This is a genomic window from Pseudomonas sp. RA_35y_Pfl2_P32 (assembly GCF_963970735.1).
Taxonomy (GTDB): Bacteria; Pseudomonadota; Gammaproteobacteria; order Pseudomonadales; family Pseudomonadaceae; genus Aquipseudomonas.
Map to the genome: position 1 here is coordinate 1 of NZ_CAXAQF010000001.1, position 16,497 is coordinate 16,497.

The 16,497-nt window shown below is 61.3% G+C and carries 13 protein-coding genes; 1 reads left to right on the forward strand and 12 read right to left on the reverse strand.

The features are described 5' to 3' along the window. Window positions 1–547 precede the first annotated feature (547 nt). Window positions 548–1,606, forward strand: coding sequence for a quinolinate synthase NadA (gene nadA, locus AACY45_RS00005; RefSeq protein ID WP_339543562.1), 1,059 nt, complete (start codon window positions 548–550; stop codon window positions 1,604–1,606). Between the two features lie 150 nt (window positions 1,607–1,756). On the opposite strand, the gene AACY45_RS00010 is transcribed toward nadA, so the two are convergent. From AACY45_RS00010 to arcD, 12 genes are all read right to left on the reverse strand, one after another. Then, window positions 1,757–2,245, reverse strand: coding sequence for an RDD family protein (locus tag AACY45_RS00010; RefSeq protein ID WP_339543563.1), 489 nt, complete (start codon window positions 2,243–2,245; stop codon window positions 1,757–1,759). Between the two features lie 97 nt (window positions 2,246–2,342). After that, complete coding sequence (locus tag AACY45_RS00015) at window positions 2,343–2,555, reverse strand: cold-shock protein (RefSeq protein ID WP_003175786.1); 213 nt, start codon at window positions 2,553–2,555, stop codon at window positions 2,343–2,345. Window positions 2,556–2,955: 400 nt separating this feature from the next. Beyond that, window positions 2,956–4,080 (reverse strand): glycine cleavage system aminomethyltransferase GcvT, encoded by a 1,125-nt coding sequence (gene gcvT, locus AACY45_RS00020; protein ID WP_339543564.1) that lies wholly within the window; start codon window positions 4,078–4,080, stop codon window positions 2,956–2,958. 42 nt (window positions 4,081–4,122) lie between these two features. Beyond that, a complete protein-coding gene (locus tag AACY45_RS00025) occupies window positions 4,123–5,499 on the reverse strand; it encodes an L-serine ammonia-lyase (protein WP_339543565.1) in 1,377 nt (458 codons plus the stop codon). Window positions 5,500–5,700: 201 nt separating this feature from the next. After that, on the reverse strand, window positions 5,701–8,553 hold the full coding sequence (gcvP, locus tag AACY45_RS00030; protein WP_339543566.1) for an aminomethyl-transferring glycine dehydrogenase: 2,853 nt from the start codon (window positions 8,551–8,553) through the stop codon (window positions 5,701–5,703). An 11-nt stretch (window positions 8,554–8,564) separates the two neighbouring features. After that, window positions 8,565–8,948, reverse strand: coding sequence for a glycine cleavage system protein GcvH (gcvH, locus tag AACY45_RS00035; RefSeq protein WP_339543567.1), 384 nt, complete (start codon window positions 8,946–8,948; stop codon window positions 8,565–8,567). Between the two features lie 435 nt (window positions 8,949–9,383). Then, on the reverse strand, window positions 9,384–10,892 hold the full coding sequence (locus tag AACY45_RS00040) for a sigma-54-dependent transcriptional regulator (protein WP_339543568.1): 1,509 nt from the start codon (window positions 10,890–10,892) through the stop codon (window positions 9,384–9,386). A gap of 123 nt (window positions 10,893–11,015) precedes the next feature. Beyond that, window positions 11,016–11,378: a DUF5064 family protein gene (locus tag AACY45_RS00045; protein ID WP_339543569.1), complete on the reverse strand. Its 363-nt coding sequence runs from the start codon at window positions 11,376–11,378 to the stop codon at window positions 11,016–11,018. Window positions 11,379–11,390: 12 nt separating this feature from the next. After that, window positions 11,391–12,320, reverse strand: a complete 930-nt coding sequence (gene arcC, locus AACY45_RS00050; protein ID WP_339543570.1) for a carbamate kinase — start codon at window positions 12,318–12,320, stop codon at window positions 11,391–11,393. A gap of 188 nt (window positions 12,321–12,508) precedes the next feature. After that, window positions 12,509–13,519 carry an ornithine carbamoyltransferase gene (locus tag AACY45_RS00055; protein ID WP_166591010.1) on the reverse strand — a complete coding sequence of 337 codons (1,011 nt, stop codon included), beginning with the start codon at window positions 13,517–13,519 and terminating at the stop codon, window positions 12,509–12,511. 68 nt (window positions 13,520–13,587) lie between these two features. Next, window positions 13,588–14,844, reverse strand: coding sequence for an arginine deiminase (gene arcA, locus AACY45_RS00060; RefSeq protein WP_339543571.1), 1,257 nt, complete (start codon window positions 14,842–14,844; stop codon window positions 13,588–13,590). Between the two features lie 37 nt (window positions 14,845–14,881). Beyond that, window positions 14,882–16,309, reverse strand: coding sequence for an arginine-ornithine antiporter (gene arcD, locus AACY45_RS00065; RefSeq protein WP_339543572.1), 1,428 nt, complete (start codon window positions 16,307–16,309; stop codon window positions 14,882–14,884). Window positions 16,310–16,497: the final 188 nt, after the last annotated feature.

A 16,497-nucleotide genomic window follows, 5' to 3' on the forward strand; every position in this document is an offset into this window, starting at 1 on the left:
GGTAAACGCCAGCACTTGAAGGTGCGCAATGGTAGCCAACATGAACTGCGCAAGAAGTTGCGCAATTGCCCGCAGAGCACCGCTACGCAAGGGTTTGAAAAATTCAAAACAAAATGTTTCTTTGTCTAGATGTGGAATTACCTCAACCAAACCACCCGCCAATCCAGTGAGCCGAGCCCTGGCTCTGGAATGGTTTGCTGGGTGTTTTCGGTCAAACCACGGATCTTCTGGACGGGGCTGCCCGGCTTTGAGGTCCGGGTCTCACATGGCCCTGTCTCTTAGGCGGTTGAGGGCATCCGGAAGGCCCACAAAAGTGAGGGTTGGCGGTTTTTTTACCAGCAATGGCTGCTTGGGGCTGTGGCAGGGGAGGGCAGCGTGCGCCTGGGCGCAGAATGATCTTTTGCATCGCGGGGATATTCTGTAGCCTTGCGCAGCTTCAACACTGTCTGTGCCTGATGAATACTCACTCTCCCGGCGGTACCGTGATCGGTCCGGAGCCGGGTGTATACTCGACTTTCGCGCGAAAGCGCCCGCAGGTCTTGCGATCATGACGCAAATTTCCGAACGCCTTCTGGTTCAAGCCCACCTCGACGCCAAGCAGCCCAAGCCGCTGACCGCCGCCGAGGAGGCCCATTACCGCGCCGCCATCGCCGCCGAGCTCAAGGCTCAGGACGCGGTGCTGGTTGCCCACTTCTATTGCGACCCGATCATTCAGGCCCTGGCCGAAGAAACCGGCGGCTGTGTTTCCGATTCCCTGGAAATGGCCCGGTTCGGCAACGCGCACCCGGCCAAGACCGTGGTGGTGGCCGGCGTGAAGTTCATGGGGGAGACTGCAAAGATCCTCAATCCGGAAAAACGCGTGCTGATGCCGACCCTGGAAGCGACCTGCTCGCTGGACCTGGGTTGCCCGGTCGACGAGTTTTCGGCGTTCTGCGACCAGCACCCGGAGCGCACGGTGGTGGTGTATGCCAACACCTCGGCAGCGGTCAAGGCGCGGGCGGACTGGGTGGTCACCTCCAGTTGCGCCTTGGAGATCGTCGAAAGCCTGATGGACAACGGCGAGACCATCATCTGGGGGCCGGACAAACACCTGGGCACCTACATCCAGCGCAAGACCGGTGCTGACATGCTGCTCTGGGACGGTGCCTGCATCGTCCACGAAGAGTTCAAGGCCAAACAGCTTGAAGACATGAAGGCGCTGTACCCGGACGCCGCGATCCTGGTGCACCCGGAATCGCCGACAGCGGTGATCGAGTTGGCCGACGCGGTGGGTTCCACCAGCCAGTTGATCGCTGCCGCACAGAGCCTGCCGCACAAGACGCTGATCGTGGCCACCGACCGCGGGATTTTCTACAAGATGCAGCAGCTGTGCCCGGACAAGGTGTTTATCGAAGCGCCTACGGCTGGCAACGGTGCGGCCTGCCGCAGTTGCGCGCATTGCCCCTGGATGGCGATGAACACCCTGGAACGCACGCTACAGTGCCTGCGTGAGGGGTCGGGGGAGATCTTCGTCGACCCGGCGTTGATCCCGCAGGCGATTCGCCCGCTCAAGCGCATGCTCGACTTCACGGCGGCGGCACGGCTGAGGCTCGCCGGTAACGCCTGAGATCTGTCAGCTAGGCACACAAAACGTGTGGGAGCGAGCCGGGCGGCGCTCCGCTTGCTCGCGATAGCGGTCTGTCAGTCATATCAATCTTGACTGAAGCGCCGCCATCGCGAGCAAGCTCGCTCCCACCGTGATTTTGGTCTGCTGACATTACTTGGTTTTCTTCGGAATCCGGACCAGCTGTGTATTGGAGTACATGTCATGCCAGCTGCGCTGCTGTTTGTCGAACAGGCTCCAGAAGAAGCCCAGGCCAGCGCAGAGTAGCGACGCAATCGATACCACGAAGCGCAGCAAGGCCTGCCACAGGCTGATGGCCGAGCCGTCGGCGTTCTGCACGCGGATGCACCATACCTGCATGCCCAGGGTCTGGCCGGAGTAGGTCCAGAACTTGGCAAAAAAACCGAACAGCACAAACAGCAATACGGTGGAGAGCAAGGGGTCGCCATCCAGTGCGCCGGCATCGGTCAAGGCACGCATCCGTTCCTCGCCGATGATTGCCATCTGCACCATCTTGTAGAGGCCGCCGGTGACGATCATCAGGGCGGTGCACAGCAGGAAATCGTAGAACATCGCTGCCAGGCGACGCCCCAGGCCGGCGACGGGGAAATCACCCTGGGGGCTTAGCAGGCGTTTCGACATGGAGTGGCTCTCGATTGAAAAAAGAAGCCATTTTACGGGTTTGCGCGCACAAAAAAGCCCCTGATGTCAGCATCAGGGGCTTTTTCGTTACAGAAGATTAGGCTTCTGCTTGAACTTCGTCAGCCTGCATGCCTTTTTGGCCCTGCACCGCAACGAAGGTCACTTTCTGGCCTTCTTTCAGGCTCTTGAAGCCGTTGCCCTGGATGGCACGGAAATGCACGAACAGATCCGGGCCGCTTTCTGGAGTGATAAAACCAAAACCTTTTTCGTCGTTAAACCACTTGACGGTGCCGCTCTGACGTTGGGACATTTCTTATTTCCTTTGACGCAAAAATTGATGACAGCCTCTTTCTCATGAAAGAGTACTGGGGCTGGTTGCAGGAAAGAAGAAAGACGTAGAACGGGTGTAGCAAACTTGTTGGCTACTGCCCAGGTCACGATTCCAAGCGACCCATGCAAACACAGTGGACAAACTCTACGCCAACTACGGCAGAAAAAACAAGCCCCCTGCAAGCCTTGTATAGCTAGGCCTGTGGCTGTTTTTGGATGGGCCGGTGCAGCGTATTCGATAGGCTCGTTCAGTTGTTTTCGATTGTTATAAGGCAAGTTCAAAAGCGAAGCTTAGAGTCCAAACCTTGCACTGTTTTATGGCAGTTGCGTTACAGATTAGTGCACTGTTACGCAACTGCGTTACTTATGGGAACAGTCGATCAACCACGATAGTAGCGTTGTGGAACGAATGGCATTTTGCTTACAAGCAAAGGCACCTTTTTCCCACGCACGATCGCCCAGACTTGAGTGTCGAGTGCCACGTAGGCGCTGTCCAGGTAGCCCATCGCCAACGGAGCGCCGAGGGAGGGGCCGAAACCACCGCTGCACACGCTGCCGATGATCTGGTCAGCGGCATTGACGATTTCCGCGCCTTCACGCACCGGAGTACGTTCCTGAGGCAGCAGGCCGACCCGTTTGCGGCTGACGCCATTGTGTTGCTGGGCGAAGATGGTTTCGGCTCCGGGGAATCCACCGGCGCGGGCGCCATCGGCACGGCGCGGTTTGGAGATGGCCCACAGCAGGCTGGCCTCGATCGGGGTGGTGTCGCTGTTCATGTCATGGCCATAGAGGCACAGGCCGGCTTCCAGACGCAGCGAGTCACGGGCGCCAAGGCCGATGGCGGCCACTTCCGGCTCGGCCAGCAGGGCGCGGGCCAGGGTTTCGGCATTGGCAGCGGGCACGGAGATCTCGAAACCGTCTTCGCCGGTGTAGCCCGAACGGCTGACAAAACACTCGACCCCCAGCAGGGTAACGCGGGTGAACTGCATGAAGGTCATTTGCGCCACCGGCGGCGCCAGGCGGGCCAGCACGGTCACCGCTGCCGGGCCTTGCAGGGCGAGCAGGGCGCGCTCCTCGAACAGCGGCTCGATCTGGCACTGATCGCCCAGATGCTGGCGCAGGTGGGCCAGGTCCTGGTCCTTGCAGGCCGCATTGACCACCAGGAACAGTTCGTCGTTACCCAGGTTGGCGACCATCAGGTCGTCGAGGATGCCGCCTTGCTCGTTGGTGAACATGGCGTAGCGCTGCATGCCCACCGGCAAGTCGATGATATCCACCGGCACCAGGGTTTCCAGGGCCTTGGCCGCATGGGCGCCGGTCAGGCGGATCTGCCCCATGTGCGAGACATCGAACAGCCCCGCCTGCTCACGGCAGTGCAGGTGTTCTTTCATCACGCCCAGGGGGTACTGCACCGGCATGTCGTAGCCGGCGAACGGCACCATGCGCGCGCCCAGTTCGAGGTGCAGTGCGTGCAGCGGGGTTTTTGAAAGGGTTTCGGTGGACATATTCAGCTCCTGAAAAAGTCAGCGGATGCGGGGTAGCACGCATCAGCATTCGATAATGTTGACCGCCAAACCGCCACGGGCGGTTTCCTTGTATTTGCTTTTCATGTCGGCGCCGGTCTGGCGCATGGTGCGGATCACCTTGTCGAGGGAGACGAAATGCTGACCGTCGCCACGCAAGGCCATGCGCACCGCGTTGATGGCCTTGACCGAGCCCATGGCGTTGCGCTCGATGCACGGCACCTGGACCAGGCCGCCAATGGGGTCGCAAGTCAGGCCAAGGTTGTGTTCCATGCCGATCTCGGCGGCGTTCTCCACTTGCTGGACGCTGCCGCCCAGCACCTCGCACAGAGCCCCGGCGGCCATCGAGCAAGCCACGCCGACTTCACCCTGGCAGCCGACTTCGGCCCCGGAGATCGAGGCGTTTTCCTTGTACAGGATGCCGATGGCGGCGGCGGTGAGCAGGAAACGCACCACGCCGTCTTCGCTGGCGCCCGGGATGAAGCGCATGTAGTAGTGCAGGACGGCCGGGACGATGCCAGCCGCGCCGTTGGTGGGGGCCGTGACCACGCGCCCGCCGTTGGCGTTTTCTTCGTTGACCGCCAGGGCATACAGGTTGACCCAGTCCAGCACCGACAGCGGATCGCGCAGCGACGACTCCGGGTTCTTGCACAGTTGCCGGTGCCAGGCCGCAGCACGGCGCTTGACCTTGAGCCCGCCGGGCAGGATGCCTTCGTTGCGACAGCCGGCATCGACGCAGTCTTGCATCACCTGCCAGATCTTCAACAAACCGGTGCGGGTTTCAGCCTCCGGGCGCCAGGCGCTTTCGTTGGTCAGCATCACCTGGCTGATCGACAAACCGTAGGTGGCGCAATGCCCGAGCAAGTCCTTGGCGCTTTTGAAGGGGAAGGTCAGCGGCGTGGCGTCCTCGACGATCCGGTCAGCGCCGGCGGCGTCTTCGTCGACCACAAAACCGCCGCCGACCGAGTAGTACTCGCGGCTGCGGATTTGCAGGCCGGCGGCATCGAAGGCGCGAAAGATCATGCCGTTGGGGTGATAGGCCAGTGGCTTGCGAATCATCGCCAGGTGCAGTTTTTCATTGAAGTCGATCGGGTGCTCACCGAGCAGGTTCAAGCGACCGCTGCTGCGGATGTCGTGCAGGCGCGCAGCGATGTTCTCGGTGTTCACGGTGTCCGGGTGTTCGCCTTCCAGGCCAAGCAACACGGCCTTGTCGCTGCCGTGGCCCTTGCCGGTGGCGCCGAGTGAGCCATACAGCTCGACCTTGACGCAGGTGGTGACCGCCAGCAGGGTGTCCCGCCGCAGACCTTCGACAAAGCGCGCAGCGGCACGCATCGGGCCGACGGTATGGGAACTGGAGGGGCCGATGCCAATCTTGAACAGGTCGAACACGCTTAACGACATGGTTGTTCTCCGGTTTCTTGTTATAGGAATTGGCGCAAATTCAGGCTTGATGCATTCCTGGTGGGAGCTGGCTTGCCGGCGATGGCGGTGTGTCAGGCAACAGACATGTCGACAGATCCACCCTCATCGCTGGCAAGCCAGCTCCCACAGGGTTTTGTGGTGTCCATTAGAAGGGGGGCGAGTAAACCCGGCCCCTATGGATCAAGCGTAGCTTTCGATCGACGGGCAGGCGCAGATCAGGTTGCGGTCGCCAAACACGTTGTCGACCCGGCCAACCGGTGGCCAGTACTTGCCTTCGATCAACGACGCCACCGGGTACACCGCCTGCTCACGGCTGTAGGGGTGGGTCCACTCGCCGACGATTTCCTGTGCGGTGTGCGGGGCGTTTTTCAGCGGGTTGTCGTCTTTGTCCAGGGTGCCGTTTTCCACTGCGCGGATTTCTTCGCGGATGCGGATCATGGCGTCGCAGAAGCGGTCCAGTTCTTCCTTGGATTCACTTTCGGTCGGCTCGATCATCAGGGTGCCGGCCACCGGGAACGACATGGTCGGGGCGTGGAAACCGAAGTCGATCAGGCGCTTGGCGACGTCATCGACGCTGATGCCGCTGCTGTCTTTCAGCGGGCGCAGGTCAAGGATGCATTCGTGGGCCACCAGGCCGTTGCTGCCGGTGTACAGCACCGGGTAGTGCTCTTCCAGGCGGCGGGAGATGTAGTTGGCATTGAGGATTGCCAACTGCGAAGCGCGCTTGAGGCCGGCGCCACCCATCATGCGAATGTACATCCAGGTGATCGGCAGAATGCTTGCGCTGCCGAACGGTGCGGCGCAGACCGCGCCTTCCTTGCGCGCCATGGCGGCGTGGCCGGGCAGGAATGGGGTCAGGTGCGACTTGACGCCGATCGGGCCGACGCCCGGACCGCCACCGCCGTGGGGGATGCAGAAGGTCTTGTGCAGGTTCAGGTGGGACACGTCGCCCCCGAACTTGCCCGGGGCGCAGAGGCCCACCATGGCGTTCATGTTGGCGCCGTCGATGTACACCTGGCCGCCGTTGTCATGGATGATCCCGCAGATTTCGCGGATGCCTTCCTCGAACACGCCGTGGGTGGACGGGTAGGTGATCATCAAGGCCGCCAGGTGTTCGCGGTGTTCGATGGCCTTGGCGCGCAGGTCTTCGATGTCGACGTTGCCGCGGGCATCACAGGCGGTCACGACCACCCGCATCCCGGCCATGTTGGCGGTGGCCGGGTTGGTGCCGTGGGCGGACGACGGGATCAGGCAGATGTCGCGGCGATCTTCACCACGGCTCTGGTGGTAGGCGCGGATCGCCAGCAGGCCGGCGTACTCGCCCTGGGAACCGGCGTTCGGTTGCAGGGAAATCGCATCGTAACCGGTGGCGGCGCAGAGCATCGCTTCCAGCTCATCGGTCAGTTGCTGGTAGCCGGCGCTTTGCTCGGCTGGGGCGAACGGGTGCAGGGCGCCGAACTCGGCCCAGGTCACTGGGATCATTTCGCTGGCGGCGTTGAGTTTCATGGTGCACGAGCCCAGGGGGATCATGGTGCGGTCGAGTGCCAGGTCCTTGTCGGCGAGCTTGCGCAGGTAGCGCATCAGCTCGGTTTCCGAGTGGTAACGGTTGAACACCGGGTGGCTGAGGATCGGCGATTGGCGAACCAGGGCAGCCGGGAGGGTGCTTTGCACGGTGGCGGCGAGGGCAGCGAAGTCCGGCAGGGTCTTGCCGTCGGCCAGCAACGCCCAGAGGTTTTCCACGTCGGCTTGCGAAGTGATCTCGTCGAGGGACAGGCCCAGGCGCTCGGCATCGATCACCCGCAGGTTGATCTGCTGCGCCCGTGCCTGGTCGTGCAACTTGGCAGTGTTGGCGCCGGTGTTGAGGGTCAGGGTGTCGAAGAAATGCGCCTGTTCGACCACCAGGCCCAGGGCGCTCAAGCCCTTGGCCAGAATCGCGCTCAGTTGATGAATGCGCTGGGCGATCCGGGTCAGGCCCTGCGGGCCGTGGTACACGGCGTACATGCTGGCGATGTTGGCCAGCAGTACCTGGGCGGTGCAGATGTTGCTGGTGGCTTTCTCGCGGCGGATATGTTGCTCGCGGGTCTGCATCGCCAGGCGCAGGGCCGGCTTGCCGAAGCGGTCAACCGAGACACCGACCAGACGGCCCGGCATGTCGCGCTTGAACGCATCCTTGGTGGAGAAGTACGCCGCGTGCGGGCCACCGAAGCCCAGTGGCACGCCAAAGCGTTGCGCGCTGCCGATGGCGACGTCGGCGCCGAACTCGCCCGGCGGAGTCAGCAGGGTCAGGGCCAGCAGGTCGGCTGCCACGGCGACCAGGGCGTTGGCAGCCTGGAACCGTGCGGTCAGTTCACGGTAGTCGAACAGGTCGCCGTTGCTGGCCGGGTATTGCAGCAGGGCACCGAAGAAGGGCGTCACGTCGCTCAGTTCATGCTCGTCGCCAACCACCACCTCGATCCCCAGCGGCTCGGCACGGGTGCGCAGCACGTCGAGGGTTTGCGGGTGGCAATGCACGGAGGCGAAGAAGGCGTGGCTGCCCTTGTTCTTGCTCAGGCGCTTGCAGAAGGTCATGGCCTCGGCAGCGGCGGTGGCTTCATCGAGCAGCGAGGCGTTGGCAATCGGCAGGCCGGTCAGGTCGCTGATCAGGGTCTGGAAGTTCAGCAGGGCTTCCAGGCGGCCTTGGGAGATTTCTGGTTGGTACGGGGTGTAGGCGGTGTACCAGGCCGGGTTTTCCAGGAGATTGCGCAGGATCGGCGACGGTGTGTGGCAGTTGTAGTAGCCCTGGCCGATGTAGGTCTTGAACAGTTGGTTCTTGCCGGCGATGCCTTTGATCATCGCCAAGGCGTGCGCTTCGCTCAGGCCGTCTTCGAGACCGAGCACGCTGGTGCCCTTGATGCTGTCGGGGATGACGCTGGCGCTCAGGGCTTCGAGGGAATCGAAACCGAGGGTGTTGAGCATGGCTTGCTCGTCACCGGCGCGGGGACCGATGTGACGGGCGATGAATTCGTTGGCAGTGGTCAGATTCACTTGAGTCATGTCAGCGCTCCTCAGGCTTCGGCTTGGGCTTTGATCAGACGATCGTAGGCGTCCTGATCCAGCAGTTGGCCGACAGCCGCAGCGTCAGCAGGCTGGAAGCGGAAGAACCAGCCTTCGCCCAGCGGATCTTCGTTGACCAACTCAGGGCTGCCGTCCAGCGCCGGGTTCACTTCCAGCACTTCTCCGTCCAGTGGCATGTACACGCCGCTGGCGGCTTTTACCGATTCCACGGTGGCTGCTTCAGCGCCTTTTTCGTAGGACTGCAGCTCTGGCAGTTGTACGAAAACCACGTCGCCCAGGGCATTCTGGGCAAACGCGGTGATGCCGACTGTAACGCTGCCGTCAGCTTCGGTACGCAGCCATTCGTGATCTTCAGTAAAACGCAACTCGCTCATGGAAACTCCTCAGGGGCCAGACAAGTCTGGTGGACGCGATGGAAGGCTCGGGCAAAGCCCTGCTTTATGGAGGGTTACCTAGCAAAATCGCGGCCAATGTTATTTATTTGTTATTAATCAACGATTTATGAGTTATTGCGAAAAGGGCGATGAGCGCAACTGTAGCGATATCGCTACAGTCGAGGCCGAGGAAAAAAGCCCATGAGGATCAAAGCCTTGCACAATGCTGGCGACAGGCCTGTGTAGCGATATCATTCCACTGTAGCGTTTTCAGTACAGGTGGAGGTCGCTTTTGCGGTGGGTGTATGCGCAATCTGCGCTCCACTTCAATCACTGTGGGCGCGGGCTTGCCCGCGATGAGGCCGTCACATTCAACATCGATGTCAGATGTTAGCTCGCAATCGCAGGCCCGCTCCCACAGCGGGGGCATTGTGTTCAGGCCTTGCCGGGAATCCCGTACTTGCGCAATCGATGGGCGATGGCGGTGTGGGAGGTCTGCAAGCGGCTGGCCAGTTGGCGGGTCGAGGGGTAGTTGACGTAGAGCTTTTCCAGCAGGGTCTTCTCGAAGCTTTCCATGGCCTGTTCCAGGCTGTCGACCTCGCTGTCGCTCTGGCGCGCCACCGAGGTGCCGGCGATGTCCAGGTCGCCGATGTCCACCAGGCTGCTTTCGCAAATGGCGGCGGCGCGGAAGATCACGTTCTGCAACTGGCGCACATTGCCCGGCCAACGATTGCCGAGCAGGGCTGGGTAGGTGCCGGGCGCCAGGCGGCAGACCGGACGCTGGATCTGTGCGCAGGCCTGCTGCATGAAGTAGCGCGCCAGCAACAGAATGTCCTGGCCGCGCTCGCGCAATGGCGGGACTTCGACGTTGAGCACATTGAGGCGGTAGAACAGGTCTTCGCGAAAAGTGCCCTCGCTGACCATCTTCTCCAGGTCGCGGTGGGTCGCGCTGAGGATCCGCACATTGACCTTGACCTCGCGGTCCCCGCCCACCCGGCGAAAGCTGCCATCGTTGAGAAATCGCAGGAGCTTGGCCTGTAGATACGGTGACATCTCGCCGATTTCGTCGAGAAATACCGTGCCCTGGTTGGCCAGTTCCATCAGCCCCGGCTTACCGCCGCGCTGGGCGCCGGTAAAGGCCCCGGGGGCGTAGCCAAACAGTTCGCTTTCGGCGAGGTTTTCCGGCAAGGCCGCACAGTTCAATGCCAGGAATGGTGCGTTGTGGCGGGCGCTGATGGCGTGGCAGGCGCGGGCCACCAGTTCCTTGCCGGTGCCGGTTTCGCCCTGGATCAACAGCGGCGCGTCGAGGGCCGCTACCCGCTGCGCACGGGCCTTGAGCGTGCGGATCGCCGGCGACTCGCCGAGCAAGGCATCAAACCCTTCGGCGTGATCGTGGTGCAGCGCCGAGAGTTGTTCGCCAATGCGGTTGGGTGGGTACAGGGTCAGCAGGGCGCCAGCGTCGGTAATCGGCGTGGCGTCCAGCAACAGGGTCTGGCCGTTGACCGTGATTTCCCGTAGCGGCAAGCGAAACCCCTGCTCCAGCAAGGCCTCCAGCAGGGCCGGGTCGGCAAACAGCTCGGCGACGTTTTCCCCGGCCGGCTCGCGACCGTACAGGGCGATCAACGCCGGGTTGGCCAACAGAATGGTGCCGGCACTGTCGAGGGCCAGCACCGGGTCGGTCATGGCGGCCAGCAGGGCGTCCAGTTGCAGGTGGCGGCGCTGTCCGGGAAGGATGTCGACCACGGTCACCGCTTGTACGCCACGCACGCTGAACAGGGCATCGCGCAGTTCTTCGAGCACTTGCGGGCTCAAGGTCGGGGCGTCGATGTAGACGTTCGGCGGGACCATTTCCACCGCATCCAGGTTGAGGTTGCGCCCACCGAGCAAGGCCAGGACTTCCTGGGTGATGCCGACGCGGTCGATGAAGCTGACGTGGATACGCATGGGGCGTTTGTGGGTTCTGAAGTGCGGAGGGGGGCAAGTATGCCTTGGGGCGGGCGAGCGGTGAAAGCCTGCTCGCGATTGCGCTGTGTCAGTCGACAGTGCGCCATCGCGAGCAGGGTGGGGTTACTCGAAGTGTTCGATGTTCACCGGGTCGCCGGATTTCATGTTCAGTTGCACCCGGATGTCTTCAAACATCAGGTCGTAGTGCTTGTGCACCGAGCCGATCTGGCTGTGTGTCTTTGGAATGCCGTACTTTTCGGCGATTTTCGTCACGTTGTTGGCAAAGTTGTAGGCCTCCTCCTTGGGCAGGAAGAACGTCTCGCTCATGTCCTTGCCCTGCATGCTGCCATGCAGGGTGAACTGGATGCCCTTGTCGCCCTTGGGGCTCTTGCTGACTTCGTAGTCGAGGTGCAGGTTGTAGCTGACATCATCCGGGGTCAGTGCATGGCGCTCGATATGCAAATGACCTGGCTCAAACTGTGCCATAGACGTCTCTCCTTACAGGTAGGTAATGCCAGGCTTGGACGTGCTGATACGGGTGCCGGCCTTGCCTTGGACGATTGCTTCGATGTCCGAGAGTGAACCGATCACCGCGACTTTTCCAGTGTTGCGCGCGAACTCGCAGGCGGCCTGGACTTTCGGCCCCATGGAGCCTGCGGCGAAGCCGAGTTTTTCCATTTCGTCGGGGTGCGCCTGGGCGATAGCTTTCTGGGTCGGCTTGCCGAAGTCGATGAACGCCGCGCTGACGTCGGTGGCGATCACCAGCAAGTCACCCTCCAGCTGTTCGGCCAGCAGTGCCGAGCACAGGTCCTTGTCGATCACCGCTTCGATGCCCTTGAGCTTGCGGTTCTCGTCGTACATGGTCGGGATCCCGCCACCACCGGCGCAGATCACGATGCTGCCCTTGTCCAGCAACCACTTGATCGGGCGGATTTCGAAAATGCGCTTGGGTTTCGGGCTGGCCACCACGCGGCGGAACTTGTCGCCATCGGGGGCGATGGCCCAGCCTTTTTCCGCCGCCAGCGCTTCGGCTTCCGCCTTGCTGTAGACCGGGCCGATCGGTTTGGTCGGGTTCTTGAACGCCGGGTCGTTGGCGTCGACTTCAACCTGGGTCAACAGGGTGGCGAACGGCACCTCGAAGTCCAGCAGGTTGCCCAGTTCCTGTTCGATGATGTAGCCGATCATGCCTTCGGTTTCGGCACCGAGCACGTCCAGCGGGTAGGGGGAAACGGCGGTGTAGGCGGCTGCCTGCAACGATAGCAGGCCGACTTGCGGGCCATTGCCGTGAGCGATCACCAGTTGATTGCCGGGGTGGATCTTGGCGATCTGCTCGGTGGCGATCCGGATGTTGGTGCGTTGATTGTCTGCCGTCATGGGTTCACCACGACGTAGGAGGGCGTTACCGCCCAGAGCAACGACGATACGCATAATGCAGTCCTTCTAGAAAACTGTGAATTCGCGGATGACTCACTCTCCCTGCTGGAGCCCGCTCAATGTGGGAGCGAGCCTGCTCGCGAAAGCGTTGTATCGGTTGGCATCCATAGTGAATGTCAGTCTGCATTCGCGAGCAGGCTCGCTCCCACAGGGGCGGTGTTCCCGCTGTGGGAGTAGGCCGTTTACAGGTCAGCCAGGGTCGATACCAGGATCGCCTTGATCGTGTGCATGCGGTTTTCCGCTTGCTCGAAGGCGATGCAGGCTGGCGACTCGAACACGTCATCGGTCACTTCGATGCCATTGGCCAGGTGCGGATACTGTTCGGCAATCTGCTTGCCGATCTTGGTATCGCTGTTGTGGAACGCTGGCAGGCAGTGCATGAACTTGGTGCGTGGGTTGCCGGTGGCTTTCATCAGCTCGGCGTTGACCTGGTACGGCAGCAGTTGCTGGATCCGTTCGGCCCAGGCTTCGACAGGCTCGCCCATCGATACCCAGACGTCGGTGTGGATGAAGTCCACGCCCTTGACGGCGGCTTTCGGGTCTTCGGTCAGGGTGATGCGGGCGCCGCTTTCTTCCGCGTATTTTTTGCAGCGACCCACCAGGTCGTCATGGGGCCACAGGGCTTTGGGTGCGCAGATGCGTACATCCATGCCCAGCTTGGCGCCGACCAGCAGCAGCGAGTTGCCCATGTTGTTGCGCGCGTCACCCAGGTAGGCGTAGCTGATCTCGTGGATCGGCTTGTCGGCGTGTTCACGCATGGTCAGCACGTCGGCGATCATTTGGGTCGGGTGGTATTCATCGGTCAGGCCGTTGAACACCGGTACGCCGGCGAACTTCGCCAGTTCTTCGACGATTTCCTGCTTGAAGCCACGGTACTCGATGGCATCGTACATGCGCCCCAGTACGCGGGCGGTGTCCTTCATGCTTTCTTTGTGGCCGATCTGCGAGGAGTTCGGGTCGATGTAGGTGACGTTGGCGCCCTGGTCATAAGCGGCCACTTCGAACGCGCAGCGGGTACGGGTCGAGGTTTTTTCGAAGATCAGCGCGATGTTGTTGCCTTTGAGGTGCTGCTGCTCGGTACCGGTGTACTTGGCGCGTTTGAGGTCGCGGGACAGGTCGAGCAGATAACGCAATTCGCGAGGGGTGTGGTGTTCCAGGCTCAGCAGATTGCGGTTATGAATGTTAAAAGCCATTTTGGATCTCCTTGGGTTTCGGTTATCCCCCTGGCCGCACTCGATAAGTGCCGGCCAGGGTTTATAGGTTAGTAGTCGATTGGGTCGCGGATGATCGGGCAGGTCATGCAGTGGCCGCCGCCACGGCCGCGGCCGAGCTCGCCGGCGCTGATGGTGATGACCTCGATCCCGGCCTTGCGCAGCAGGGTGTTGGTGTAGGTGTTGCGGTCATAACCGATGACCACGCCAGGCTCCACGGCCACCACGTTGTTGCCGTCGTCCCACTGCTCGCGTTCGGCGGCGAAGCTGTTGCCGCCGGTTTCCACCACGCGCAACGCCTTGAGGTTGAGGGCCTTGGCCACGGTGTCGAGGAAGCTGGTTTCTTCACGGCGGATGTCGATGCCGCCTTGTTTGCTTTCGTCAGGTCGCAGGGTGAAGGCGACGATCTGGTTCACCACTTCCGGGAAGACCGTGACCAGGTCGCGGTCGCAGAAGCTGAACACGGTGTCCAGGTGCATGGCTGCGCGGGACTTCGGCAGGCCGGCAACGATCACTTTCTCTACGGCTTTGTTCTTGAACAGGTTCAGCGCCAGTTGGCCGATGGCCTGGCGGGACGAGCGCTCGCCCATGCCGATCAGGACCACGCCGTTGCCGATCGGCATCACGTCGCCGCCTTCAAGGGTGGAGCTGCCGTGATCCAGGTCCGGGTCGCCGTACCAGATCTCGAAGTCGGCGTTGGTGAACTGCGGGTGGAACTTATAGATGGCGGTGGTCAGCAGGGTTTCCTGGCGACGGGCCGGCCAGTACATCGGGTTCAGCGTCACACCACCGTAGATCCAGCACGTGGTATCGCGGGTGAACTGGGTGTTGGGCAGTGGCGGCAGAATGAAGCTGGTGTGGCCGAGGAAGTCGCGGAACATCTGGATGGTCTTGCCACCGAAGCTGTCCGGCAGGTCATCGGCGGAAACGCCACCGATCAGGAATTCGGCAATGTGTCGCGGCTCGAGGCTTTTCAGCCAGGACTTCACTTCGTTGATCAGGCCCAGGCCCACCGAGTCGGCGGTGACCTTGCGCTCCAGGATCCAGTCCAGCGCTTCGGGGATAGCGACGATGTCGGTCAGCAGGTTGTGCATTTCCAGCACGTCGATCCCGCGTTCACGCATCTTGGTGACAAAGTCGAAATGGTCGCGCTTGGCTTGGGCAACCCACAGCACATCATCGAAAAGCAGTTCGTCACAGTTGTTCGGGGTCAGCCGCTGGTGGGCCAGGCCGGGGGAGCAAACCATGACTTTGCGCAGTTTGCCGGCTTCGGAATGTACGCCGTACTTAACTTTTTCCGTGGTCATTACAGTGATCCTCCAGATGACAATGCAAACTTGAGTGTTACAGGGTCAGGAAGCCGTCGTAGAGTCCATAGGCCGCCACCAGGGCACCTATGACGACCGCGGCGAAAATCAGCTTCTCGACGTTGGTGAAAATCGGTTTGCCCAACTCGTGCTTGGCCTTGGCGAACAGGATCACGCCAGGGGCATAGAGCAGGGCGGACAGCAGCAGGTATTTGAGGCCGCCGGCATAAATCAGCCAGACCGCATAGATCAGGGCCACGCCACCGATAAACAGGTCTTTCTTGCGTTCGGCCAGGGCGTTCTCATAGGTCTCGCCGCGCACTGCCAGCAGCAGGGCGTAGGCCGCCGACCACAGGTAAGGCACCAGGATCATCGAGGTGGCGAGGTAGATCAGCGACAGGTAGGTACTGGCCGAGAACAGGGTGATGATCAGGAAGATCTGCACCATGGCGTTGGTCAGCCACAGGGCATTGACCGGTACGTGGTTCTCGTTTTCCTTGCGCAGGAACTCCGGCATGGTGTGGTCTTTGGCGGCGGCGAACATGATCTCCGCGCACAACAGGACCCATGACAGCAGGGCGCCGAGCAGGGAGATGATCAGGCCGACGCTGATCAGCACCGCCCCCCAGTGACCCACCACGTGCTCCAGCACGGCGGCCATCGACGGGTTCTGCAGTTTGGCCAGTTCCGGTTGAGTCATGATGCCCAGCGACAGCACGTTCACCAGCACCAGGAACAGCAGCACGGTAATGAAGCCGATCACCGTGGCTTTACCCACGTCCGAGCGTTTTTCCGCACGGGAGGAGAAGATGCTCGCACCCTCGATGCCGATGAACACCCAGACGGTGACCAGCATCATGTTGCGCACCTGGTCCATCACGCTGCCCAGGTCCGGGTTCTTGATCCCCCAGATGTCGGCCGTGAAGATGTCCAGTTTGAAAGCGAAAATGGCGATCAGCACAAACAGCAGCAGCGGTACGACCTTGGCCACCGTGGTCACCAGGTTGATGAACGCGGCTTCCTTGATCCCGCGCAGGACCAGGAAGTGCACGGCCCACAACAACACGGACGCACCGATGACGGCGGCGACGGTGTTGCCTTCGCCGAAAATCGGGAAGAAGTAACCCAGGGTGCTGAACAGCAATACGAAGTAACCGACGTTCCCCAGCCAGGCACTGATCCAGTAGCCCCAGGCCGAAGAGAAACCCATGTAGTCGCCGAAGCCGGCCTTGGCATAGGCGTAGACCCCGCCATCCAGATTCGGCTTGCGATTGGCCAGGGTCTGGAACACGAAGGCCAGGGTCAACATACCGACAGCGGTGATAGCCCAGCCGATCAGCACAGCGCCGACATCGGCACTGGCGGCCATGTTCTGGGGCAGGGAAAAGATCCCGCCACCAATCATGGAGCCGACCACAAGCGCGACCAGGGCACCTAGTCGTAGTTTTCCGGGAGATTCAGACATTGCATGACTCCGTTGCAGGAGAAGTGAGATCGCAGAGTAAATCCGCTGACGTTTCAAACAGCTGACTTAGATCAGTTCATTGCCACATTCCATTGTTGATGAATGACTTTCTCAGGTTTGTTAACGCGATAAGAAGCCTATCCTAGAGGCTTCCAGGTCAATCTAAAGGGAATGCATCGTATTGCAGC

What these genes read in the sequence shown, in the direction of transcription:
- AACY45_RS00045 (WP_339543569.1), bottom strand. Translation starts at nt 11,378, where the DNA reads ATGGCACAGTTTGAGCCAGGTCATTTGCATATCGAGCGCCATGCACTG.
- AACY45_RS00055 (WP_166591010.1), bottom strand. Translation starts at nt 13,519, where the DNA reads ATGGCTTTTAACATTCATAACCGCAATCTGCTGAGCCTGGAACACCAC.
- AACY45_RS00040 (WP_339543568.1), bottom strand. Translation starts at nt 10,892, where the DNA reads ATGCGTATCCACGTCAGCTTCATCGACCGCGTCGGCATCACCCAGGAA.
- gcvP (WP_339543566.1), bottom strand. Translation starts at nt 8,553, where the DNA reads ATGACTCAAGTGAATCTGACCACTGCCAACGAATTCATCGCCCGTCAC.
- AACY45_RS00010 (WP_339543563.1), bottom strand. Translation starts at nt 2,245, where the DNA reads ATGTCGAAACGCCTGCTAAGCCCCCAGGGTGATTTCCCCGTCGCCGGC.
- AACY45_RS00015 (WP_003175786.1), bottom strand. Translation starts at nt 2,555, where the DNA reads ATGTCCCAACGTCAGAGCGGCACCGTCAAGTGGTTTAACGACGAAAAA.
- gcvH (WP_339543567.1), bottom strand. Translation starts at nt 8,948, where the DNA reads ATGAGCGAGTTGCGTTTTACTGAAGATCACGAATGGCTGCGTACCGAA.
- arcC (WP_339543570.1), bottom strand. Translation starts at nt 12,320, where the DNA reads ATGCGTATCGTCGTTGCTCTGGGCGGTAACGCCCTCCTACGTCGTGGT.
- AACY45_RS00025 (WP_339543565.1), bottom strand. Translation starts at nt 5,499, where the DNA reads ATGTCGTTAAGCGTGTTCGACCTGTTCAAGATTGGCATCGGCCCCTCC.
- nadA (WP_339543562.1), top strand. Translation starts at nt 548, where the DNA reads ATGACGCAAATTTCCGAACGCCTTCTGGTTCAAGCCCACCTCGACGCC.
- gcvT (WP_339543564.1), bottom strand. Translation starts at nt 4,080, where the DNA reads ATGTCCACCGAAACCCTTTCAAAAACCCCGCTGCACGCACTGCACCTC.
- arcD (WP_339543572.1), bottom strand. Translation starts at nt 16,309, where the DNA reads ATGTCTGAATCTCCCGGAAAACTACGACTAGGTGCCCTGGTCGCGCTT.
- arcA (WP_339543571.1), bottom strand. Translation starts at nt 14,844, where the DNA reads ATGACCACGGAAAAAGTTAAGTACGGCGTACATTCCGAAGCCGGCAAA.